At 42.1% G+C, this 18,924-nt stretch carries 34 protein-coding genes and 1 pseudogene; 33 read left to right on the top strand and 2 right to left on the bottom strand.

What is annotated here, in order from left to right; genetic code table 11:
- Positions 1 to 111 precede the first annotated feature (111 nt).
- The 33 genes and pseudogenes from tuf to arfA form a co-directional block, all read left to right on the top strand.
- A complete protein-coding gene (tuf, locus tag AACL31_RS20385) occupies positions 112 to 1,296 on the top strand; it encodes an elongation factor Tu (protein WP_032116381.1) in 1,185 nt (394 codons plus the stop codon).
- A gap of 166 nt (positions 1,297 to 1,462) precedes the next feature.
- Positions 1,463 to 1,666, top strand: a complete 204-nt coding sequence (locus AACL31_RS20380) for a (2Fe-2S)-binding protein (RefSeq protein ID WP_310512459.1) — start codon at positions 1,463 to 1,465, stop codon at positions 1,664 to 1,666.
- 148 nt (positions 1,667 to 1,814) lie between these two features.
- Positions 1,815 to 2,291 (top strand): bacterioferritin, encoded by a 477-nt coding sequence (gene bfr, locus AACL31_RS20375; RefSeq protein ID WP_310512458.1) that lies wholly within the window; start codon positions 1,815 to 1,817, stop codon positions 2,289 to 2,291.
- Between the two features lie 295 nt (positions 2,292 to 2,586).
- The gene (rpsJ, locus tag AACL31_RS20370; RefSeq protein ID WP_001181005.1) at positions 2,587 to 2,898 is read left to right on the top strand and encodes a 30S ribosomal protein S10; all 312 of its coding nucleotides are present in this window, start codon (positions 2,587 to 2,589) and stop codon (positions 2,896 to 2,898) included.
- Between the two features lie 32 nt (positions 2,899 to 2,930).
- Positions 2,931 to 3,560, top strand: coding sequence for a 50S ribosomal protein L3 (rplC, locus tag AACL31_RS20365; protein ID WP_310512457.1), 630 nt, complete (start codon positions 2,931 to 2,933; stop codon positions 3,558 to 3,560).
- A gap of 16 nt (positions 3,561 to 3,576) precedes the next feature.
- Positions 3,577 to 4,182, top strand: coding sequence for a 50S ribosomal protein L4 (gene rplD, locus AACL31_RS20360; RefSeq protein WP_310512456.1), 606 nt, complete (start codon positions 3,577 to 3,579; stop codon positions 4,180 to 4,182).
- Entirely contained in the window at positions 4,179 to 4,481 is a 303-nt protein-coding gene (gene rplW / locus AACL31_RS20355) for a 50S ribosomal protein L23 (protein WP_032116384.1), read from the top strand. The genes rplD and rplW overlap by 4 nt, the downstream gene beginning before the upstream one ends.
- 19 nt (positions 4,482 to 4,500) lie before the next feature.
- A complete protein-coding gene (gene rplB, locus AACL31_RS20350; protein WP_310512455.1) occupies positions 4,501 to 5,325 on the top strand; it encodes a 50S ribosomal protein L2 in 825 nt (274 codons plus the stop codon).
- 14 nt (positions 5,326 to 5,339) lie between these two features.
- A complete protein-coding gene (gene rpsS / locus AACL31_RS20345; RefSeq protein WP_032116386.1) occupies positions 5,340 to 5,618 on the top strand; it encodes a 30S ribosomal protein S19 in 279 nt (92 codons plus the stop codon).
- 14 nt (positions 5,619 to 5,632) lie between these two features.
- Positions 5,633 to 5,965: a 50S ribosomal protein L22 gene (rplV, locus tag AACL31_RS20340; RefSeq protein ID WP_026823175.1), complete on the top strand. Its 333-nt coding sequence runs from the start codon at positions 5,633 to 5,635 to the stop codon at positions 5,963 to 5,965.
- A gap of 17 nt (positions 5,966 to 5,982) precedes the next feature.
- Positions 5,983 to 6,693 carry a 30S ribosomal protein S3 gene (gene rpsC / locus AACL31_RS20335; RefSeq protein WP_032116387.1) on the top strand — a complete coding sequence of 237 codons (711 nt, stop codon included), beginning with the start codon at positions 5,983 to 5,985 and terminating at the stop codon, positions 6,691 to 6,693.
- Positions 6,693 to 7,103 (top strand): 50S ribosomal protein L16, encoded by a 411-nt coding sequence (gene rplP, locus AACL31_RS20330; protein ID WP_032116388.1) that lies wholly within the window; start codon positions 6,693 to 6,695, stop codon positions 7,101 to 7,103. The genes rpsC and rplP overlap by 1 nt, the downstream gene beginning before the upstream one ends.
- Entirely contained in the window at positions 7,103 to 7,294 is a 192-nt protein-coding gene (gene rpmC / locus AACL31_RS20325) for a 50S ribosomal protein L29 (protein ID WP_026823172.1), read from the top strand. The genes rplP and rpmC overlap by 1 nt, the downstream gene beginning before the upstream one ends.
- The gene (gene rpsQ / locus AACL31_RS20320; RefSeq protein WP_310512454.1) at positions 7,294 to 7,548 is read left to right on the top strand and encodes a 30S ribosomal protein S17; all 255 of its coding nucleotides are present in this window, start codon (positions 7,294 to 7,296) and stop codon (positions 7,546 to 7,548) included. The genes rpmC and rpsQ overlap by 1 nt, the downstream gene beginning before the upstream one ends.
- A 179-nt stretch (positions 7,549 to 7,727) precedes the next feature.
- Entirely contained in the window at positions 7,728 to 8,099 is a 372-nt protein-coding gene (gene rplN / locus AACL31_RS20315) for a 50S ribosomal protein L14 (protein WP_026823170.1), read from the top strand.
- Between the two features lie 12 nt (positions 8,100 to 8,111).
- The gene (rplX, locus tag AACL31_RS20310; RefSeq protein ID WP_290608051.1) at positions 8,112 to 8,426 is read left to right on the top strand and encodes a 50S ribosomal protein L24; all 315 of its coding nucleotides are present in this window, start codon (positions 8,112 to 8,114) and stop codon (positions 8,424 to 8,426) included.
- Positions 8,427 to 8,441: 15 nt separating this feature from the next.
- Positions 8,442 to 8,981, top strand: a complete 540-nt coding sequence (gene rplE / locus AACL31_RS20305; RefSeq protein WP_063654796.1) for a 50S ribosomal protein L5 — start codon at positions 8,442 to 8,444, stop codon at positions 8,979 to 8,981.
- Between the two features lie 12 nt (positions 8,982 to 8,993).
- Positions 8,994 to 9,299, top strand: a complete 306-nt coding sequence (gene rpsN, locus AACL31_RS20300; protein WP_026823167.1) for a 30S ribosomal protein S14 — start codon at positions 8,994 to 8,996, stop codon at positions 9,297 to 9,299.
- A 33-nt stretch (positions 9,300 to 9,332) separates the two neighbouring features.
- Positions 9,333 to 9,725, top strand: a complete 393-nt coding sequence (gene rpsH, locus AACL31_RS20295; RefSeq protein ID WP_026823166.1) for a 30S ribosomal protein S8 — start codon at positions 9,333 to 9,335, stop codon at positions 9,723 to 9,725.
- Positions 9,726 to 9,739: 14 nt separating this feature from the next.
- Complete coding sequence (gene rplF / locus AACL31_RS20290) at positions 9,740 to 10,273, top strand: 50S ribosomal protein L6 (RefSeq protein WP_032116392.1); 534 nt, start codon at positions 9,740 to 9,742, stop codon at positions 10,271 to 10,273.
- Between the two features lie 9 nt (positions 10,274 to 10,282).
- Complete coding sequence (gene rplR / locus AACL31_RS20285; protein WP_032116393.1) at positions 10,283 to 10,636, top strand: 50S ribosomal protein L18; 354 nt, start codon at positions 10,283 to 10,285, stop codon at positions 10,634 to 10,636.
- A gap of 14 nt (positions 10,637 to 10,650) precedes the next feature.
- Positions 10,651 to 11,151, top strand: coding sequence for a 30S ribosomal protein S5 (gene rpsE / locus AACL31_RS20280; protein WP_310512453.1), 501 nt, complete (start codon positions 10,651 to 10,653; stop codon positions 11,149 to 11,151).
- A 6-nt stretch (positions 11,152 to 11,157) separates the two neighbouring features.
- Complete coding sequence (gene rpmD / locus AACL31_RS20275; RefSeq protein WP_310510223.1) at positions 11,158 to 11,337, top strand: 50S ribosomal protein L30; 180 nt, start codon at positions 11,158 to 11,160, stop codon at positions 11,335 to 11,337.
- A gap of 3 nt (positions 11,338 to 11,340) precedes the next feature.
- Positions 11,341 to 11,775, top strand: coding sequence for a 50S ribosomal protein L15 (gene rplO / locus AACL31_RS20270; RefSeq protein WP_310512452.1), 435 nt, complete (start codon positions 11,341 to 11,343; stop codon positions 11,773 to 11,775).
- 7 nt (positions 11,776 to 11,782) lie between these two features.
- Positions 11,783 to 13,108 carry a preprotein translocase subunit SecY gene (gene secY, locus AACL31_RS20265; RefSeq protein WP_310512451.1) on the top strand — a complete coding sequence of 442 codons (1,326 nt, stop codon included), beginning with the start codon at positions 11,783 to 11,785 and terminating at the stop codon, positions 13,106 to 13,108.
- Between the two features lie 43 nt (positions 13,109 to 13,151).
- Positions 13,152 to 13,268, top strand: a complete 117-nt coding sequence (gene rpmJ, locus AACL31_RS20260; RefSeq protein WP_032116397.1) for a 50S ribosomal protein L36 — start codon at positions 13,152 to 13,154, stop codon at positions 13,266 to 13,268.
- A 148-nt stretch (positions 13,269 to 13,416) separates the two neighbouring features.
- On the top strand, positions 13,417 to 13,770 hold the full coding sequence (rpsM, locus tag AACL31_RS20255) for a 30S ribosomal protein S13 (protein WP_032116398.1): 354 nt from the start codon (positions 13,417 to 13,419) through the stop codon (positions 13,768 to 13,770).
- Positions 13,771 to 13,785: 15 nt separating this feature from the next.
- Positions 13,786 to 14,175, top strand: coding sequence for a 30S ribosomal protein S11 (gene rpsK / locus AACL31_RS20250; RefSeq protein WP_310512450.1), 390 nt, complete (start codon positions 13,786 to 13,788; stop codon positions 14,173 to 14,175).
- A 35-nt stretch (positions 14,176 to 14,210) separates the two neighbouring features.
- Positions 14,211 to 14,831 carry a 30S ribosomal protein S4 gene (rpsD, locus tag AACL31_RS20245; RefSeq protein ID WP_180816976.1) on the top strand — a complete coding sequence of 207 codons (621 nt, stop codon included), beginning with the start codon at positions 14,211 to 14,213 and terminating at the stop codon, positions 14,829 to 14,831.
- Between the two features lie 25 nt (positions 14,832 to 14,856).
- Positions 14,857 to 15,846 carry a DNA-directed RNA polymerase subunit alpha gene (locus AACL31_RS20240; RefSeq protein WP_310512449.1) on the top strand — a complete coding sequence of 330 codons (990 nt, stop codon included), beginning with the start codon at positions 14,857 to 14,859 and terminating at the stop codon, positions 15,844 to 15,846.
- Between the two features lie 37 nt (positions 15,847 to 15,883).
- Positions 15,884 to 16,273, top strand: coding sequence for a 50S ribosomal protein L17 (gene rplQ, locus AACL31_RS20235; RefSeq protein ID WP_310512448.1), 390 nt, complete (start codon positions 15,884 to 15,886; stop codon positions 16,271 to 16,273).
- Positions 16,274 to 16,395: 122 nt separating this feature from the next.
- Positions 16,396 to 16,809, top strand: coding sequence for a Zn(2+)-responsive transcriptional regulator (gene zntR / locus AACL31_RS20230; RefSeq protein ID WP_310512447.1), 414 nt, complete (start codon positions 16,396 to 16,398; stop codon positions 16,807 to 16,809).
- Positions 16,810 to 16,885: 76 nt separating this feature from the next.
- Positions 16,886 to 17,011, top strand: a pseudogene (gene arfA, locus AACL31_RS20225) (alternative ribosome rescue factor ArfA); the annotation flags it as partial.
- Positions 17,012 to 17,048: 37 nt separating this feature from the next.
- Here arfA and mscL read toward each other — a convergent pair.
- Both mscL and trkA read right to left on the bottom strand, forming a co-directional pair.
- Complete coding sequence (gene mscL / locus AACL31_RS20220; protein WP_310512446.1) at positions 17,049 to 17,435, bottom strand: large-conductance mechanosensitive channel protein MscL; 387 nt, start codon at positions 17,433 to 17,435, stop codon at positions 17,049 to 17,051.
- Between the two features lie 89 nt (positions 17,436 to 17,524).
- Positions 17,525 to 18,901 carry a Trk system potassium transporter TrkA gene (gene trkA / locus AACL31_RS20215; protein WP_310512445.1) on the bottom strand — a complete coding sequence of 459 codons (1,377 nt, stop codon included), beginning with the start codon at positions 18,899 to 18,901 and terminating at the stop codon, positions 17,525 to 17,527.
- Positions 18,902 to 18,924: the final 23 nt, after the last annotated feature.

The following is an 18,924-nucleotide window of genomic DNA, read 5'->3' as shown; positions in this document are numbered from 1 at the left end:
TAATTGTTCCCTGATTTTTTTCCTGCGAAAAAACAAGCAACGAGTATATGACTTTTACTGCTTGGTTAATGTGGTGTAACCACCGATTCCGTGTCTTAGAGGGACAATCTAATGTCTAAAGAAAAATTTGAACGTAAAAAACCGCACGTTAACGTTGGTACAATCGGCCACGTTGACCATGGTAAAACAACTTTAACTGCAGCAATCACCACCGTATTAGCGAAAACTTATGGCGGTAGTGCACGTGCATTTGATCAAATTGATAATGCACCGGAAGAAAAAGCGCGCGGTATCACAATTTCTACCTCTCACGTAGAATATGATACGCCAACCCGCCATTATGCCCATGTTGATTGCCCAGGCCACGCAGATTATGTAAAAAACATGATCACCGGTGCGGCACAAATGGACGGCGCGATTTTAGTGGTTGCGGCAACAGATGGTCCAATGCCACAAACACGTGAGCATATCCTATTAGGTCGCCAGGTAGGTGTTCCTTACATCATCGTTTTCCTGAACAAATGTGATATGGTTGATGATGAAGAGTTGCTGGAATTGGTTGAAATGGAAGTGCGTGAGCTTCTTTCTCAGTATGATTTCCCAGGAGACGACACGCCGGTAATCAAAGGTTCAGCGTTGAAGGCGCTGGAAGGCGTTGCTGAGTGGGAAGAGAAAATTCTAGAGTTAGCGAAAGCATTAGATGACTACATCCCAGAGCCAGAGCGTGCGATAGATAAACCGTTCTTGTTGCCAATCGAAGACGTATTTTCGATCTCAGGCCGTGGAACCGTAGTAACAGGCCGTGTAGAGCGTGGTGTAGTTAAGGTTGGTGAAGAAGTTGAAATCGTCGGAATTAAAGAGACGACCAAAACGACGTGTACGGGCGTAGAAATGTTCCGCAAACTGCTGGACGAAGGTCGTGCAGGTGAGAACGTAGGTGTATTATTACGTGGTACCAAGCGTGAAGATGTAGAGCGTGGTCAAGTATTAGCAAAACCAGGTTCAATCAATCCGCATACTCAATTTGAATCAGAAGTATATATTTTGAGCAAAGATGAGGGCGGTCGCCACACGCCATTCTTTAAAGGTTACCGTCCACAGTTTTATTTTAGAACGACGGATGTAACGGGCACAATCGAGTTGCCAGAAGGCGTAGAGATGGTAATGCCAGGTGATAATATCAACATGAAAGTGACGTTGATAGCGCCAATCGCGATGGATGAAGGATTGCGTTTTGCGATCCGTGAAGGTGGCCGTACAGTCGGTGCCGGTGTCGTTGCTAAAATTATTGCTTGATTTGATATTGAATTTGAAAAAAGAGGCGAAAGCCTCTTTTTTTATGATCGCTGTAAAATTATTACCGATAATCTAATTTTTTGAGTATATAACTCAAACTAACATTGAAATGAAAATCATTATCATTTAGTATTGCTGATGAGATTTTAACTGGTCGGTATTAAAAATGTACGTCTGTCTATGTAATCGAATTAGTGATAAAACAATAAAAACTTTAGTTCGCGATAATCACATAACATCCATTAGTGGATTAAAGAAGTGTGTATATATTGGTAGCCATTGTGGAAAATGCTTGCCTCAAGCAACTCAGCTAATTCAAAATGAGCAAATAAATTTATCTGTTGTTACTGATATTGACGCAGTACAATGAATTAATAGAATAAATTTAAATGCTATCAAAGAACCTTTCTAGTTTTAATTAATAAATTACTCTTCGCTTTTCAATAAAAATATTTTTCTATTCTGTTCGTCTAATAATTTCTATCTACACTTTAGATACTGGAAGTGGAGGATAAAAAATGAAAGGCGATAAAAAAATGATCACCCATTTAAATACATTATTGGGTAATGAGCTTGTTGCAATCAATCAATATTTTTTACATTCCCGTATGTTTAAAAATTGGGGTTTATTACGTCTTAATGATATTGAATATGAAGAATCTATTGATGAGATGAAACATGCTGATAAATATATAGAAAGGATCCTCTTTCTTGAAGGTATACCAAATTTGCAGGATTTAGGTAAATTAAATATTGGTGAGAATGTTGAAGAAATGCTTAAATCAGATTTACTGCTTGAATTGGATGGGGCGAAAGATTTGCGTTCAGCAATTGCTTATGCGGATTCAGTTAGTGATTATGTTAGTCGCGATTTAATGATTGAAATACTAACGGATGAAGAAAAACATATTGATTGGATAGAAACGCAATTGGATTTGATAGCAAACATAGACCTAAAAAATTACCTACAATCTCAGCTGGGTGAAGAGACATGATTTAATTGGTATTTATTGATTAAGATTTTAACAAATATTATTGCATAAGATTTTTATAAATAAATTTTATGCAATTTTTTTATCTACGGCTTGCTCTTATCCTGAAATTACGTATAATGCACGGGCTCTTTAATTTCAAGAGCCTGGCCGTAAAGGCTAGTAAGCAGTAAAACTGCGTTAAAAAACAATACCTCCGATTTGGAGGTTATTATGAGAATGATTACACTCCCCTATCAATCGAAATGGGTGCGAGGAGTAATTTTTTACGTTTATAAATAGTTGGAGCTCTGGTCTCATGCAGAACCAAAGAATCCGTATCCGCCTGAAAGCCTTTGATCATCGTTTAATTGATCAATCAACTGCGGAAATCGTTGAAACTGCTAAGCGCACTGGCGCTCAAGTACGTGGTCCGATCCCGTTACCTACACGTAAAGAACGTTTTACCGTTCTGATTTCGCCGCATGTTAATAAAGATGCACGTGATCAGTACGAAATTCGTACTCATAAGCGTCTGGTTGACATCGTTGAGCCAACTGAGAAAACCGTTGATGCTCTGATGCGTCTGGATCTGGCTGCAGGTGTAGATGTGCAGATCAGCCTGGGTTAATCAGGTCGTTGCGCGATTGAGAGGTTGAAACAATGATTGGTTTAGTCGGGAAGAAAGTAGGAATGACACGTATCTTCACTGAAGATGGTGTTTCTATTCCTGTAACTGTTATCGAAATTGAAAATAACCGAGTGACTCAGGTTAAGAGCCTGGAAACAGATGGTTATAATGCAATTCAGGTTACTACCGGTAGCAAAAAAGCAAACCGTGTAAAGAAACCTGATGCTGGGCATTTTGCTAAAGCTGGTGTTGAAGCTGGCCGTATCCTACGTGAATTTCGTTTGAGTGAAAACGAAGAGTTTACTGTAGGTCAAAGCATTAGTGTTGAAATTTTTGCTGACGTCAAGAAAGTCGACGTTACTGGTACCTCCAAAGGTAAGGGTTTTGCTGGTACGGTTAAACGCTGGAATTTTCGCACTCAGGACGCTACTCATGGTAACTCCTTGTCACACCGTGTTCCGGGTTCTATTGGTCAAAACCAAACTCCGGGTAAGGTATTTAAAGGCAAGAAAATGGCAGGCCAATTGGGTAATGAACGTGTAACTGTTCAAAGTCTGGATGTAGTACGCGTTGACGCTGAACGTAATCTGCTGTTGGTCAAGGGTGCTGTTCCAGGTGCAACTGGTAGCAACCTGATTGTAAAACCAGCTGTTAAGGCGTAACGTCGAGGAGATAGGAATGGAATTGGTAATGAAAGACGCGCAAAGCGCGCTGACTGTTTCCGAAACTACCTTCGGGCGTGATTTCAATGAAGCGCTTGTGCATCAAGTAGTTGTTGCGTATGCAGCTGGTGCTCGTCAAGATACTCGTGCTCAGAAAACTCGTGCTGAGGTTTCAGGTTCTGGTAAAAAGCCATGGCGTCAAAAAGGTACTGGTCGTGCACGTGCTGGTTCAGTTAAGAGCCCAATTTGGCGCTCTGGTGGTGTTACTTTCGCAGCGAGACCACAGGACCACAGTCAAAAAGTAAATAAAAAGATGTACCGCGGTGCTTTGAAAAGCATCTTGTCTGAATTGGTACGTCAGGATCGTCTAATTGTTGTCGAGAAATTTGCACTGGAAGCGCCGAAAACTAAGCTTCTGGTACAAAAATTAAAGGAAATGGCGCTGGATGACGTATTGATCGTCACGAATGAGGTTGATGAAAACTTGTTTTTAGCAGCCCGTAACTTATATAAAGTTGATGTTCGCGATGCAATCGGTATCGATCCTGTTAGCCTAATTGCCTTCGACAAAGTAGTTATGACTGCTGATGCTGTGAAGCAAATTGAGGAGATGCTAGCATGATCCGTGAAGAACGTCTGCTAAAAGTACTACGTGCGCCGCATGTCTCTGAGAAAGCTTCTACAGCGATGGAAAAAAGTAACACCATCGTGCTTAAAGTAGCGAAAGATGCGACTAAAGCAGAGATTAAGGCTGCCGTACAGAAACTGTTCGAAGTTGAAGTCAAAGGTGTAAATACTTTACTAGTTAAAGGCAAAACCAAACGCCACGGTCAGCGAATTGGTCGTCGTAGCGACTGGAAAAAAGCTTACGTCACTCTGAAAGAAGGCCAGAATCTGGACTTCATCGGTGGTGCAGAGTAAGTCGGAGGAGTAAAGAACAATGGCAGTTGTTAAATGTAAACCTACGTCTCCGGGCCGTCGCCACGTAGTTAAAGTGGTTAACCCTGAGCTGCATAAGGGTAAACCTTATGCTCCGTTGCTAGAAAAAAGCAACAAAACCGGTGGACGTAACAATAATGGCCGTATTACTACGCGTCATATTGGTGGTGGTCACAAACAGCATTATCGTCTAATTGACTTTAAACGCAATAAAGATGGTATTGCTGCTACTGTTGAGCGTCTGGAATATGATCCAAATCGTTCGGCGAATATTGCATTAGTTCTCTATAAAGATGGAGAGCGTCGCTATATTCTGGCACCAAAAGGCTTAAAAGCCGGAGACCAAATTCAGTCTGGTGCAGATGCAGCAATTAAAGCAGGTAATGCTTTACCTATGCGTAATATTCCTGTCGGTTCAACGGTTCATAATGTTGAGCTTAAACCGGGTAAAGGTGGTCAGCTGGCGCGTTCAGCCGGTGCTTATGTGCAAATCGTTGCACGTGATGGTAGTTATGTAACTATCCGTTTACGTTCTGGCGAAATGCGTAAAGTACTTTCTGAGTGCCGTGCGACATTAGGTGAAGTTGGTAATGCGGAGCATATGCTGCGTGTTCTGGGTAAAGCTGGTGCTAGCCGCTGGCGTGGAATTCGCCCTACCGTTCGTGGTACAGCGATGAACCCAGTAGACCATCCACATGGTGGTGGTGAAGGTCGTAACTTTGGTAAACACCCAATAACACCTTGGGGCGTTCAAACCAAAGGTAAAAAGACCCGTAGCAATAAGCGTACTGATAAATATATCGTACGTCACCGTTCTAAAAAATAATTAGAGGATAAACCATGCCACGTTCTCTCAAGAAAGGTCCTTTTATTGACCTGCACTTGCTGAAGAAGGTAGAGAAAGCGGTGGAAAGCGGAGACAAAAAACCTCTCAAGACTTGGTCCCGTCGTTCAACGATCTTTCCTAACATGATCGGTTTGACCATCGCTATCCATAATGGTCGTCAGCATGTTCCAGTTTTTGTTACCGACGAAATGGTTGGTCATAAATTGGGTGAATTCGCGCCGACTCGTACTTATCGCGGCCATGCGGCCGATAAAAAGGCCAAGAAACGTTAAGGTAGGAGGAAGAGATGGAAACTATCGCTATGCATCGCCACGCTCGTTCTTCTGCTCAGAAGGTTCGTTTAGTGGCTGATCTGATTCGCGGTAAGAAAGTGTCGCAAGCTCTAGAAATTCTGAACTATACCAACAAGAAAGCTGCTGGTTTAGTGAAGAAAGTACTTGAGTCTGCTATCGCTAACGCCGAGCACAACGATGGTGCTGATATTGATGACTTAAAAGTGACGAAAATTTTCGTTAACGAAGGTCCAACTATGAAACGCATCATGCCTCGCGCGAAAGGCCGTGCAGATCGTATTTTGAAGCGCACCAGCCACATTACTGTGGTTGTGTCCGATCGCTGAGACTCTGGAGACTAGCAATGGGTCAGAAAGTACATCCTAATGGTATTCGCCTGGGTATTGTCAAACCTTGGAACTCTACTTGGTATGCGAATACAAAAGAATTCGCTGACAACCTAGACAGCGATTTTAAAGTACGCCAGTATCTGAATAAAGAACTGGCAAAGGCATCTATTTCACGTATCGTTATCGAACGTCCTGCGAAGAGCATCCGTGTAACTATTCACACTGCTCGTCCTGGTATCGTTATCGGTAAAAAAGGTGAAGATGTCGAGAAACTGCGTAAAACAGTAGCAGATATTGCTGGTGTCCCTGCGCAAATCAATATTGCTGAAGTACGTAAGCCTGAACTGGATGCTAAATTAGTTGCTGATAGTATCGCTTCACAGCTGGAACGTCGTGTTATGTTCCGTCGAGCTATGAAACGAGCGGTACAGAATGCTATGCGTCTAGGTGCAAAAGGCATAAAAGTGGAAGTCAGTGGTCGTTTAGGCGGCGCTGAAATTGCACGTACTGAGTGGTATCGTGAAGGCCGTGTGCCATTGCACACCTTGCGTGCTGATATCGATTATAACACTGCAGAAGCGCACACCACTTATGGGGTACTCGGCGTTAAAGTATGGATCTTCAAAGGTGAGATTCTGGGTGGTATGGCTGCTGTTGAACAGGTAGAGAAACCTACAGTTCAACCTAAAAAGCAGCAGCGTAAAGGCCGCAAGGAGAGTCGCTGATGTTACAACCAAAGCGTACGAAATTCCGTAAAATGCATAAAGGCCGCAATCGTGGTCTGGCTGCAGGTACGGATGTTAGCTTCGGCACTTTCGGTCTGAAGGCAGTGGGTCGTGGACGTCTGACTGCACGTCAGATTGAAGCGGCACGTCGTGCCATGACCCGTGCAGTTAAGCGTCAGGGTAAAATCTGGATTCGTGTGTTTCCAGATAAACCTATTACTGAAAAGCCACTTGAAGTGCGTATGGGTAAAGGTAAAGGTAACGTAGAGTATTGGGTTGCCTTGATCCAGCCTGGTAAAGTTCTTTATGAAATGGACGGTGTTCCAGAAGAGCTAGCTCGTGAAGCATTCAAGTTGGCAGCAGCAAAACTGCCTATCAAAACCACCTTTGTAACTAAGACGGTGATGTAATGAAAGCAAAAGAGCTGCGCGAAAAAAGCGTTGAAGAGTTGAATACTGAACTGCTTAACCTGCTACGTGAGCAATTTAACTTGAGTATGCAGGCAGCAAGTGGACAGCTGCAACAGTCTCACCTGTTGAAACAAGTACGTCGTGATATTGCACGCGTTAAGACTTTATTGACTGAAAAGGCGGGTGCGTAATGAGCGATAAAATCCGTACTTTGCAAGGTCGTGTAACTAGCGATAAGATGGAGAAATCTATTGTCGTTGCTATTGAGCGTATGGTAAAACATCCTTTATATGGTAAGTTTATCCGTCGTACGACCAAATTGCATGTACATGACGAGAACAATGAATGTGGTATCGGTGATCTAGTGGAAATCCATGAAACCAGCCCACTGTCCAAAACAAAGTCATGGACACTTGTTCGCGTTGTAGAAAAAGCTGTTCTGTAATAGGATAGCCATTTCATAATAGAATAAGCGGCTCTTAATAAAGCGGCCGTTTATTTTTTCTGTCCATATTGATGTTGTGGTGTTATAATGCTGCCCCCTCATGTATGGGTAATTGTACTGCCTCTTCAATTTATATAAGAAGCGGCTTAGTTGTAGTTGACATTTAGCGGAGCACTAAAATGATCCAAGAACAGACTATGCTGAACGTAGCCGACAACTCCGGCGCACGTCGCGTAATGTGTATCAAGGTTCTAGGTGGCTCGCACCGTCGCTACGCAGATGTAGGTGATATCATCAAAATTACTGTTAAAGAAGCAATTCCACGCGGTAAAGTGAAAAAAGGTGATGTCCTGAAAGCGGTAGTGGTGCGCACCAAGAAGGGTGTTCGTCGCCCTGACGGTTCTGTCATTCGCTTCGATGGCAATGCTTGTGTGTTGTTAAACAATACAAGTGAGCAAGTTATCGGTACGCGTATTTTTGGGCCGGTAACTCGTGAACTTCGTACTGAGAAGTTTATGAAAATTATCTCTCTGGCACCAGAAGTACTCTAAGGAGCGGGCACAATGGCAGCGAAAATCCGTCGTGATGACGAAGTTATCGTGTTAGCTGGTAAAGATAAAGGCAAACGCGGTAAAGTAAAACAGGTTCTTTCTTCTGGTAAAGTCATTGTTGAAGGGATTAATCTGGTTAAGAAACATCAGAAGCCTGTTCCGGCTCTGAGTCAACCAGGTGGCATCGTCGAAAAAGAAGCAGCAATTGATGTTTCTAACGTTGCAATCTTTAATGTGACAACTGGCAAGGCTGACCGAGTAGGTTTTAGAATTGAAGATGGCAAAAAAGTGCGTTTCTTCAAATCTAACAGTGAAACTATTAAGTAATTTTTGGAGTATACGATGGCGAAACTGCATGATTACTACAAAGACGAGGTAGTCCAAAAGCTGATGACTCAGTTTGGCTACAATTCTGTCATGCAAGTCCCTCGGGTCGAGAAGATCACCCTGAACATGGGTGTTGGTGAAGCTGTTGCCGATAAAAAGCTGCTTGATAATGCAGCTGCTGATTTAGCGGCAATAACAGGGCAAAAACCATTTATCACCAAAGCGCGCAAATCTGTTGCAGGCTTCAAAATCCGTCAGGGCTATCCAATCGGCTGTAAAGTGACCCTGCGTGGCGAACGTATGTGGGAATTCTTTGAGCGTCTGATTTTTATTGCTGTACCACGTATCCGTGATTTCCGTGGTTTATCCACTAAATCATTTGATGGTCGCGGTAACTACAGCATGGGTGTACGTGAACAAATCATCTTTCCTGAAATCGATTATGATAAAGTGGATCGTGTACGTGGTTTAGATATTACTATCACCACTAGTGCGAAATCAGATGATGAAGGTCTTGCACTGTTGATGGCGTTTAACTTTCCGTTCCGTAAGTAAGGCAGGGTATTCATGGCTAAACAATCAATGAAAGCACGTGATGTAAAACGTGCAAAATTAGCTGAAAAATTCTTTGCAAAGCGCACAGAATTGAAAGCTATTATTTCTGATGTGAATACATCTGATGAAGATCGTTGGAATGCTGTTCTTAAGCTGCAAACGCTACCACGTGATTCCAGCCCTTCTCGTCGGCGTAACCGCTGTCGTCAAACTGGGCGTCCGCATGGTTTTCTGCGGAAATTTGGTCTAAGCCGTATTAAAGTCCGTGAATCCGCTATGCGCGGTGAAATCCCGGGTCTTAAAAAGGCTAGCTGGTAATTATCACCAATTGAATCACGGGAGTAAAGACAGATGAGCATGCAAGATCCCATCGCGGATATGCTAACCCGTATCCGTAACGGTCAGGCCGCTAATAAAGCTGCGGTCAACATGCCTTCCGCTAAGCTAAAAGTAGCGATTGCTACAGTGCTTAAGGAAGAAGGTTATATCGAAGATTATAAAATTGAAGGCGACATCAAGCCAACATTGGAAATTACATTGAAATATTTCCAAGGTAAGGCTGTTGTAGAAAGCATTCAGCGTGTAAGCCGCCCAAGTTTGCGCATCTATAAGAAAAAAGATGAGCTACCACAGGTTATGGCTGGTTTAGGCATTGCGATTATTTCTACTTCTAAAGGTGTCATGACTGATCGTGCAGCTCGCCAAGCAGGTTTAGGTGGCGAAATTCTCTGCTACGTAGCTTAATTCGGGAGGAAAGAATGTCTCGTGTGGCAAAAGCACCTGTCGTCATTCCTGCCGGCGTAGAAGTTAAACTTGACGGTCAGGATATAGCGATTAAAGGTAAAAATGGCGAGCTTACTCGTACAATCCATAAAGCTGTTGAAGTCAAACATGCCGATAATCAATTAACGTTTGCAGCTCGTGAAGGTTTTGCTGATGCATGGGCGCAAGCGGGTACGACGCGTTCTTTATTGAATGCAATGGTTATTGGTGTTACCGAAGGCTTCACTAAGAAACTTCAGCTGGTTGGTGTCGGTTATCGTGCAGCTATTAAAGGCAATACTGTAAGTTTGTCCTTAGGTTTCTCTCATCCGGTAGAGCATGAACTGCCAGCAGGTATTACTGCAAAATGTCCTTCACAGACTGAAATTGTGTTGGAAGGAGCAGATAAACAGGCAATTGGCCAAGTTGCAGCAGAATTGCGTGCTTACCGTCGTCCTGAACCTTATAAAGGTAAAGGTGTTCGTTACGCCGATGAAATCGTGCGTACTAAAGAGGCTAAGAAGAAGTAAGGTAACACTATGGATAAGAAAGTAGCTCGTATCCGTCGTGCGACCCGCGCACGCCGCAAACTACATGAACTGGGTGCAACGCGCTTGGTGGTACACCGTACCCCTCGACATATTTATGCGCAGGTTATTGCACCAAACGGTTCTGAAACTTTGGTGGTTGCTTCTACTACAGAAAAAACTATCAATGAGCAAGTAAAGTACACAGGAAACAAAGAAGCCGCAGCAGCAGTTGGTAAATTAATTGCTGAGCGCGCGTTGGAAAAAGGCATCAAAGAAGTTGCTTTTGACCGTTCTGGTTTCCAATATCATGGTCGAGTCCAGGCACTGGCAGATGCTGCCCGTGAAGCTGGCCTTCAGTTCTAAGGTAGAGGTGTAAGATGGCTCACATCGAGAAACAAGCTGGCGAACTGCAGGAAAAGCTGATCGCGGTAAATCGTGTAGCAAAAACCGTTAAAGGTGGCCGTATTTTTAGTTTTACAGCACTAACTGTCGTTGGTGATGGTAACGGTCGTGTTGGTTTTGGCTACGGTAAGGCACGCGAAGTTCCGGCAGCAATCCAGAAAGCGATGGAAAAAGCCCGTCGCAATATGAAAAACGTCGCTCTCAATAATGGTACTTTGTATCATCCTGTAAAAGGTGCTCACACAGGTTCTCGTGTGTTTATTCAACCTGCTTATGAAGGTACGGGTATCATCGCAGGCGGTGCAATGCGTGCTGTTTTGGAAGTCGCGGGTGTTCATAACGTACTGGCTAAAACCTATGGTTCCACGAACCCAATTAATGTTGTTCGTGCAACGCTGGATGCTTTAGACAGTATGAAGTCTCCAGAAATGGTCGCAGCTAAGCGTGGTAAATCCGTCGAAGAAATTCTGGGGTAATGGACCATGGCTAAGACTATTAAAATTACACAATTTCGCAGTACTATTGGTCGTTTGCCAAAACATAAGGCAACCATGACCGGTTTAGGTCTGCGTCGTATCGGTCATACTGTAGAACGTGAAGATACACCAGCGGTCCGCGGCATGATCAATTTGGTTTCCTACATGGTTAAAGTTGAGGAGTAACAGATGCGCTTAAATACTCTGTCTCCAGCTGAAGGTGCTAAACATGCACCTAAACGCGTAGGTCGCGGTATTGGTTCCGGTTTAGGTAAAACTGGCGGACGTGGTCATAAAGGTCAGAAGTCTCGTTCTGGCGGTGGCGTACGTCGTGGTTTTGAAGGCGGTCAGATACCTCTATATCGTCGTTTACCAAAATTTGGTTTTACTTCACGTAAAGCAATGATTACTGCAGAAGTTCGTTTGTCAGACTTTGCTAAAGTTGAAGGCGATGTCATTGTTCTGAATACGCTGAAAGCTGCTAATATAGTTGGCATTCAAATAGAATATGCGAAAGTTATTCTTTCTGGTGAAGTTAATCGTCCAGTAACTGTACGTGGTCTTCGTGTAACAAAAGGTGCACGGACTGCAATTGAAGCGGCTGGCGGTAAAATCGAGGAATAAGTTACAGATGGCGAAGCAACCAGGTTTAGATTTTCAAAGTGCTAAAGGTGGCATAGGCGAACTTAAACGCAGGCTTTTGTTTGTTATTGGGGCGCTGATTGTTTTCCGTATTGGTTCTTTTATTCCTATTCCTGGTATTGATGCCACTGTGCTTGCCAAATTGCTTGAACAGCAAAGAGGCACCATCATTGAAATGTTTAATATGTTCTCTGGTGGTGCACTTAGTCGTGCTTCTATCTTTGCATTGGGAATTATGCCGTATATTTCGGCATCGATTATTGTCCAATTACTGACTGTAGTTAATCCACGTCTAGCAGAGATTAAGAAGGAAGGGGAAGCCGGTCGCCGTAAGATTAGTCAATATACGCGTTATGGTACTTTGGTATTAGCGATATTCCAATCTATTGGTATTGCGACAGGTTTACCAAATATGGCTGGAATGCAAGGATTGGTAATCAATCCTGGTTTTCCGTTTTATTTCACGGCCGTTGTTAGTTTAGTGACAGGAACAATGTTTCTGATGTGGCTAGGCGAACAAATTACTGAAAGAGGTATTGGAAACGGTATCTCTATCATTATCTTTGTAGGTATAGTTGCGGGGCTCCCGCCGGCCATCGGCCATACAATTGAGCAAGCTCGGCAAGGCGATTTGCACTTCCTCCTGTTGTTGTTGATTGCAGTTTTAGTATTTGCTGTGACTTATTTTGTTGTCTTTATGGAAGGTGGTCAGCGCCGCATAGTGGTTAACTACGCAAAACGTCAACAAGGTCGTCGCATTTATGCTGCACAAAGCACACATTTACCATTAAAGGTAAATATGGCAGGTGTTATTCCTGCAATTTTTGCTTCCAGTATTATACTGTTCCCAGGTACAATAGCTTCCTGGTTTGGTGATGGAACAGGTTGGGGTTGGCTGACAGCTATTTCAATGTATTTGCAGCCAGGACAACCGCTTTATGTGTTACTTTATGCATCTGCAATCATCTTCTTCTGTTTCTTTTATACGGCATTAGTTTTTAATCCGCGAGAGACAGCAGATAACCTGAAGAAGTCCGGTGCATTTGTACCAGGAATTCGTCCGGGAGAGCAAACGGCCAAGTATATTGACAAAGTAATGACACGCCTAACATTAGTAGGTGCATTGTATATTACTTTTATTTGCTTAATCCCGGAGTTCATGCGTGACGCAATGAAAGTTCCATTCTATTTTGGTGGTACTTCACTTTTAATTGTCGTCATCGTTATTATGGACTTTATGGCTCAAGTGCAAACTCTTATGATGTCCAGTCAATATGAGTCTGCATTGAAAAAGGCAAATCTTAAAGGCAAATAATTGTCTTTAAATTAATTTGCTTAGGAAGTTACGGAGAGTAAAAATGAAAGTTCGTGCTTCAGTCAAAAAATTATGCCGTAACTGTAAAATCATTAGACGTGAAGGCATTGTTCGTGTGATTTGCAGCGTTGAACCAAGACATAAACAACGTCAAGGTTAAGAAAAAGCATTTTTTTCTTGTAAAGTTGGGTTGAGCTGGCTAAATTAGCCAGCCAAACTTTTTATCTAAAAAAATGTATAACTGTTTGAGTATCCTGAAAGCGGGCTTTTCAGCACAGTTATGCAGTATTTAACTTTAGGAGTGCATAGTGGCCCGTATAGCAGGCATTAACATTCCTGATCAACATACCGTAATCGCATTAACATCGATTTACGGCATCGGCAAAACTCGCTCACAGTCAATCTGTGCAGCAACTGGTATTGCTGAGCATGTTAAGATCAGTGAGCTGTCTGAAGAGCAAATCGACAAGTTACGTGACGAAGTTGCTAAATACATTGTTGAAGGTGATTTGCGTCGTGAAGTTACCCTAAGCATCAAGCGCTTAATGGATCTTGGTTGCTATCGTGGTTTACGTCACCGCCGTGGTCTTCCTGTGCGTGGTCAACGTACTAAGACTAATGCGCGTACCCGTAAGGGCCCGCGTAAGCCGATCAAGAAATAGTCGGGGTATTGAATAATGGCAAAAGCACCTATTCGTGCACGTAAGCGTGTAAGAAAACAAGTTTCAGACGGTGTGGCTCATATCCATGCTTCTTTTAACAACACAATTGTTACCATTACTGATCGTCAAGGTAATGCATTGGGTTGGGCAACCGCAGGTGGTTCTGGTTTTCGTGGTTCTCGTAAGTCTACTCCGTTTGCCGCTCAAGTTGCAGCAGAACGTTGTGCTGAGGCAGTGAAAGAGTACGGAATCAAAAACTTAGAAGTTATGGTTAAAGGACCTGGTCCTGGCCGTGAGTCAACTATCCGTGCGTTAAATGCGGCTGGTTTACGCATTACTAACATTACTGATGTGACTCCGATCCCTCATAACGGTTGTCGTCCACCGAAGAAACGTCGTGTTTAATTACGTTGCGTTTTTAGGATTGTTGGAGAAAGAAAATGGCTAGATATTTGGGTCCTAAGCTCAAGCTGAGCCGTCGCGAGGGTACAGATCTTTTTCTTAAGTCTGGCGTTCGCGCGATTGACACCAAGTGTAAATTAGAACAGGCACCAGGACAGCATGGCGCACGTAAACCGCGTCTATCTGATTATGGTGTTCAGTTACGTGAGAAACAAAAAGTTCGGCGTATTTACGGTGTTCTAGAACGTCAATTCCGTAACTATTATAAAGAAGCAACACGGTTGAAAGGTAATACGGGCGAAAATTTGCTCAATTTGCTTGAAGGTCGTTTAGACAATACTGTTTATCGTATGGGCTTTGGCGCAACACGCGCGGAAGCACGTCAGATGGTTAGCCATAAAGCTATCATGGTAAATGGTCAAGTCGTTAATATTGCTTCTTATCAGGTTTCCCCGAATGACGTTATCAGCGTTCGTGAAAAAGCAAAAAAACAGTCTCGTATTAAGGCTGCTTTAGAACTTGCTGAACAGCGTGAGAAGCCAAATTGGCTGGAGGTTGATGCGGTTAAGATGGAAGGTGTGTTCAAACGTATTCCTGAACGTGCTGATCTGTCTGCTGACATTAACGAACACCTGATCGTCGAGCTTTATTCTAAGTAAAGCTTAGTACCAAAGAGAGGACACAATGCAGGGTTCTGTGACAGAGTTTCTTAAACCGTGCCTGGTTGATATCGAGCAAATTAGTTCGACGCACGCCAAGGTAACCCTTGAACCGTTAGAACGTGGCTTTGGCCATACTCTTGGTAACGCACTACGCCGTATTTTGCTTTCGTCTATGCCGGGCTGTGCTGTGACCGAGGTTGAAATTGATGGTGTACTGCATGAGTACAGCACTAAAGAAGGTGTGCAGGAAGATATCCTGGAGATTCTCCTTAACCTGAAAGGGCTGGCGGTAAAAGTTCACGGTAAAGATGAAGTTATTCTGACCTTGAATAAATCTGGAATTGGCCCTGTGACTGCCGCCGATATCACCCCTAATGATGATATCGAAATCGTCAAGCCGCAACATGTTATCTGCCATCTAACTGATGAAAGCGCTGCTATTAATATGCGTATTAAAGTACAGCGTGGTCGTGGATATGTGCCGGCTTCTGCCCGTATTCATTCGGAAGAAGATGAGCGCCCAATCGGTCGTTTATTAGTTGATGCATGCTATAGCCCTGTAGAGCGTATTGCCTACAATGTTGAAGCGACGCGTGTAGAACAACGCACTGATTTGGATAAGCTGGTTATCGAGATGGAAACTAACGGCACAATCGATCCAGAAGAGGCTATTCGTCGAGCAGCAACTATCTTGGCTAAACAACTCGAAGCTTTCGTTGATTTACGCGATATTGCTAAGGTTGAAGTTAAAGATGAGAAGCCAGAGTTTGATCCGATTCTGCTGCGCGCAGTTGACGATCTGGAATTGACTGTCCGCTCTGCTAACTGTTTAAAAGCAGAAGCTATCCACTACATCGGTGATTTGGTTCAGCGCACTGAAGTTGAGTTGCTTAAAACGCCTAATCTTGGTAAAAAATCACTTACTGAAATTAAGGATGTTTTGGCATCAAGAGGTTTATCGCTAGGCATGCGTCTAGAAAATTGGCCTCCAGCAAGTATTGCTGATGAATGAGATCACAGGTTAAGGTTTTACTGAGAAGGATAAGGTCATGCGCCATCGTAAGAGTGGTCGTCAATTGAACCGCAATAGTAGCCATCGCCAAGCTATGTTTCGTAACATGGCTGGCTCTTTAGTTCGTCATGAGATTATCAAGACAACTTTACCAAAGGCGAAAGAGTTGCGCCGTGTCGTTGAGCCACTGATTACTCTTGCCAAGACCGACAGCGTAGCTAATCGTCGTCTGGCATTTGCCCGTACTCGTGATGATGAGATCGTGGCAAAATTATTTAATGAACTTGGACCGCGCTTCGCGACCCGTGCAGGTGGTTATACTCGTATTATGAAGTGTGGCTTCCGTGCAGGTGACAATGCGCCGATGGCTTACATCGAGCTTGTTGATCGTACTGTTGAGTCTCAAGTAGAAGTAACTACAGAATAAATTTGCAATTACATAAAAAACCGGGATTAATCCCGGTTTTTTATTATCTAAAAATTAACTTTTTGTCATTTCATAGTTTGCTATCATAGTGGATAATATTTATACATATATAAGAGGTGGTTATGTATCATATAGGTAAATTAGCTAAGTTAGCAGATGTTACAACCGATACAATTCGTTTCTATGAAAAACAAGGGCTAATGGAACGTCCTAATCGTACAGAAAGTGGTTATCGTCTTTATAGCAAAAAAGATTTACAACGTTTACGTTTTATTCGTTATGCTAAGCAGTTAGGCTTTACTTTGGAATCTATTTCAGAATTATTGTCTATTCGCATTGATCCTGCCCATCATACTTGCCAGGAGTCGAAAAATATTGTAGATGCTCGTTTGCAGGATATTGAAATTAAAATTATAGAGATGGAGAGAATGAGAAATTCATTAAAAATGCTCAGTGCGGCTTGTTGTGGTAGTAAACATGTTAGTACTGGATGTTCAATTTTAGAGATCCTCGAACAAGGCGCCAGTAAACATTAAATGATATGTCCGTTTTGGATGAAATAAAATTTTATAGATGTTTATTTAAAAAGTCATTGATATTGGAGAATTTGGTATGGCAAATTATCAGCATAAACGAGGCCTTATAAAGAAGATTGCAGTAGAGGCGATACTGTATAATCCTCTGTTTAGGCAACGAATTAAAAAAAATAAAAAAGGAAAAGGGAGTTATCAAAGAAAATTTTAAAAATTTATTATTACTAACCCACTAGTTTTGATTATTTTTGTTTTTTTAATAAATCACGAATTTCAGTTAATAATGTGACTTCTTTAGTTGGTGCTTCTTCTTTTTCCCGACGCAATTTATTTATAAGTTTTATCGCAATAAAAATTGCTATAGCGATGATTAGAAAATCAAAAACATTTTGAATAAATACACCATAATTCATAGTAACAGCAGGTATATTATCGTGGGCTTCCTTTAAGACAAGATGAAATTGCTTAAAATCAATACCGCCGATAAGTAATCCAAGGGGAGGCATAATAATATCTGCAACAAGAGAAGAAACAATTTTGCCAAATGCTGCACCAATAATAACACCCACAGCTAGATCAATAACGTTGCCTTTCATTGCAAATTCACGGAATTCTTTTAAAAAGCTCATAGTCCCCTCACCGTTAATCAAAATAGAACGTAAAATTTTATAAGAATGTTTAAATTATAATATCTATTAATATATTTCTATCAAAATTTTTACAAAAAGAATGGGCTAGGTTGGAAGATCTTTTCTACTTCAGGAACATGCTTTTTATCAGTAATGAACATAATGAGGTGATCATCTTGTTCAATAATATGATAGCTATTTGCAATGATGACTTCATCATCACGAACAATAGCACCGATAATTGTGCCTGGAGGAAGCTTTATTTCTGAAATTTTTCTACCAACAACTTTGGATGTGTTTTCATCACCGTGAGCAATAGCTTCTATCGCTTCAGCAACGCCTTTACGTAAGGATGAAACATTAATTATATCTGCTTTACGAACATGTCCTAATAAAGCGGAAATTGTTGCTTGTTGAGGTGATATAGCGATATCAATGACTCCTCCTTGTACCAGATCAACATAAGCAGAACGTTGGATAAGAACCATCACTTTCTTTGCGCCCATTTTTTTGGCAAGCATAGCTGACATAATATTGGCTTCATCATCATTAGTCAGTGCTATAAAAACATCTGTTTGCTCAATATGTTCTTCCGCTAAAAGCTCTTGATCTGAAGCATCACCATAAAACACGATTGTATCATGTAATAGTTCTGCTAATTCGGTTGCTCTTTCTTGATCACGTTCTATTAATTTAACGCTGTAATCTTTTTCTAGCTGTTTTGCTAGACCTGCACCAACATTGCCACCACCAACTATCATAATTCGCTTGTAGGGTTTTTCCAGTCGTTGCAGTTCGCTCATTACAGCACGAATATGCTCAGTGGCTACAACAAAGAAGATTTCATCTCCTGCCTCAATAATAGTGGATCCCTGTGGTCGAATGGGTCTATCTTGGCGAAATATAGCAGCAATTCGGGTATCAATATGGGGTAAATGTTCGCGTAAATTTAAGAGGGAATTTCCTACTAATGAACCTCCATAGTAGGCTTTTGCAGCAACAATACTTACTTTACCACTGGCGAAGTTAACAACCTGAAGTGCACCAGGATATTGGATTAATTTATAAATATAATCAATGACAAGCTGCTCTGGAGAAATAAGATAATCAATCGGTATGTGATCAGGTGTAAAAAGTTTTTCAGTTTCTTTGATATATTCAGATGCGCGTATTCTAGCAACTTTATTTGGCGTATTAAAAAGAGAATAAGCAATTTGGCATGCAATCATATTAGTTTCATCTGAATTTGTCACAGCGACTAACATATCAGCATCTTCAGCACCGGCTTCCCTTAGGATCCTAGGGTATGACCCATGCCCACTGACAACTCTTAGGTCAAATTTATCTTGTAGCTGGCGCAAACGTTCAGTATTAGTATCAACGATAGTGATATCGTTGTTTTCATCAACTAAATTTTCTGCAAGTGTTCCACCAACTTGTCCTGCACCTAATATGATAATTTTCATTATATTTTTATCTTACTGCCAGA

The sequence above is a fragment of the Arsenophonus endosymbiont of Crataerina pallida genome (assembly GCF_964020125.1).
Taxonomy (GTDB): domain Bacteria; phylum Pseudomonadota; class Gammaproteobacteria; order Enterobacterales; family Enterobacteriaceae; genus Arsenophonus; species Arsenophonus nilaparvatae.
The sequence above is the reverse complement of the archived record's forward strand: the minus strand, read 5'-3'. Positions and strand labels throughout refer to the sequence as shown.

Excerpts from the sequence above, each read along its gene's own strand:
- rpsH (WP_026823166.1), top strand. The coding sequence starts at position 9,333 with ATGAGCATGCAAGATCCCATCGCGGATATGCTAACCCGTATCCGTAAC.
- rplB (WP_310512455.1), top strand. The coding sequence starts at position 4,501 with ATGGCAGTTGTTAAATGTAAACCTACGTCTCCGGGCCGTCGCCACGTA.
- rplV (WP_026823175.1), top strand. The coding sequence starts at position 5,633 with ATGGAAACTATCGCTATGCATCGCCACGCTCGTTCTTCTGCTCAGAAG.
- rplD (WP_310512456.1), top strand. The coding sequence starts at position 3,577 with ATGGAATTGGTAATGAAAGACGCGCAAAGCGCGCTGACTGTTTCCGAA.
- AACL31_RS20380 (WP_310512459.1), top strand. The coding sequence starts at position 1,463 with ATGTACGTCTGTCTATGTAATCGAATTAGTGATAAAACAATAAAAACT.
- rplW (WP_032116384.1), top strand. The coding sequence starts at position 4,179 with ATGATCCGTGAAGAACGTCTGCTAAAAGTACTACGTGCGCCGCATGTC.
- rpsE (WP_310512453.1), top strand. The coding sequence starts at position 10,651 with ATGGCTCACATCGAGAAACAAGCTGGCGAACTGCAGGAAAAGCTGATC.
- rpsD (WP_180816976.1), top strand. The coding sequence starts at position 14,211 with ATGGCTAGATATTTGGGTCCTAAGCTCAAGCTGAGCCGTCGCGAGGGT.
- trkA (WP_310512445.1), bottom strand. The coding sequence starts at position 18,901 with ATGAAAATTATCATATTAGGTGCAGGACAAGTTGGTGGAACACTTGCA.
- rplQ (WP_310512448.1), top strand. The coding sequence starts at position 15,884 with ATGCGCCATCGTAAGAGTGGTCGTCAATTGAACCGCAATAGTAGCCAT.
- rplR (WP_032116393.1), top strand. The coding sequence starts at position 10,283 with ATGGATAAGAAAGTAGCTCGTATCCGTCGTGCGACCCGCGCACGCCGC.
- rpsQ (WP_310512454.1), top strand. The coding sequence starts at position 7,294 with ATGAGCGATAAAATCCGTACTTTGCAAGGTCGTGTAACTAGCGATAAG.
- rpsS (WP_032116386.1), top strand. The coding sequence starts at position 5,340 with ATGCCACGTTCTCTCAAGAAAGGTCCTTTTATTGACCTGCACTTGCTG.
- rplN (WP_026823170.1), top strand. The coding sequence starts at position 7,728 with ATGATCCAAGAACAGACTATGCTGAACGTAGCCGACAACTCCGGCGCA.
- bfr (WP_310512458.1), top strand. The coding sequence starts at position 1,815 with ATGAAAGGCGATAAAAAAATGATCACCCATTTAAATACATTATTGGGT.
- rpmC (WP_026823172.1), top strand. The coding sequence starts at position 7,103 with ATGAAAGCAAAAGAGCTGCGCGAAAAAAGCGTTGAAGAGTTGAATACT.
- rpmD (WP_310510223.1), top strand. The coding sequence starts at position 11,158 with ATGGCTAAGACTATTAAAATTACACAATTTCGCAGTACTATTGGTCGT.
- rplE (WP_063654796.1), top strand. The coding sequence starts at position 8,442 with ATGGCGAAACTGCATGATTACTACAAAGACGAGGTAGTCCAAAAGCTG.
- secY (WP_310512451.1), top strand. The coding sequence starts at position 11,783 with ATGGCGAAGCAACCAGGTTTAGATTTTCAAAGTGCTAAAGGTGGCATA.
- rplP (WP_032116388.1), top strand. The coding sequence starts at position 6,693 with ATGTTACAACCAAAGCGTACGAAATTCCGTAAAATGCATAAAGGCCGC.
- rpsN (WP_026823167.1), top strand. The coding sequence starts at position 8,994 with ATGGCTAAACAATCAATGAAAGCACGTGATGTAAAACGTGCAAAATTA.
- rpmJ (WP_032116397.1), top strand. The coding sequence starts at position 13,152 with ATGAAAGTTCGTGCTTCAGTCAAAAAATTATGCCGTAACTGTAAAATC.
- rplO (WP_310512452.1), top strand. The coding sequence starts at position 11,341 with ATGCGCTTAAATACTCTGTCTCCAGCTGAAGGTGCTAAACATGCACCT.
- rplX (WP_290608051.1), top strand. The coding sequence starts at position 8,112 with ATGGCAGCGAAAATCCGTCGTGATGACGAAGTTATCGTGTTAGCTGGT.
- tuf (WP_032116381.1), top strand. The coding sequence starts at position 112 with ATGTCTAAAGAAAAATTTGAACGTAAAAAACCGCACGTTAACGTTGGT.
- rplC (WP_310512457.1), top strand. The coding sequence starts at position 2,931 with ATGATTGGTTTAGTCGGGAAGAAAGTAGGAATGACACGTATCTTCACT.
- zntR (WP_310512447.1), top strand. The coding sequence starts at position 16,396 with ATGTATCATATAGGTAAATTAGCTAAGTTAGCAGATGTTACAACCGAT.
- rpsC (WP_032116387.1), top strand. The coding sequence starts at position 5,983 with ATGGGTCAGAAAGTACATCCTAATGGTATTCGCCTGGGTATTGTCAAA.
- rplF (WP_032116392.1), top strand. The coding sequence starts at position 9,740 with ATGTCTCGTGTGGCAAAAGCACCTGTCGTCATTCCTGCCGGCGTAGAA.
- rpsK (WP_310512450.1), top strand. The coding sequence starts at position 13,786 with ATGGCAAAAGCACCTATTCGTGCACGTAAGCGTGTAAGAAAACAAGTT.
- mscL (WP_310512446.1), bottom strand. The coding sequence starts at position 17,435 with ATGAGCTTTTTAAAAGAATTCCGTGAATTTGCAATGAAAGGCAACGTT.
- rpsJ (WP_001181005.1), top strand. The coding sequence starts at position 2,587 with ATGCAGAACCAAAGAATCCGTATCCGCCTGAAAGCCTTTGATCATCGT.
- AACL31_RS20240 (WP_310512449.1), top strand. The coding sequence starts at position 14,857 with ATGCAGGGTTCTGTGACAGAGTTTCTTAAACCGTGCCTGGTTGATATC.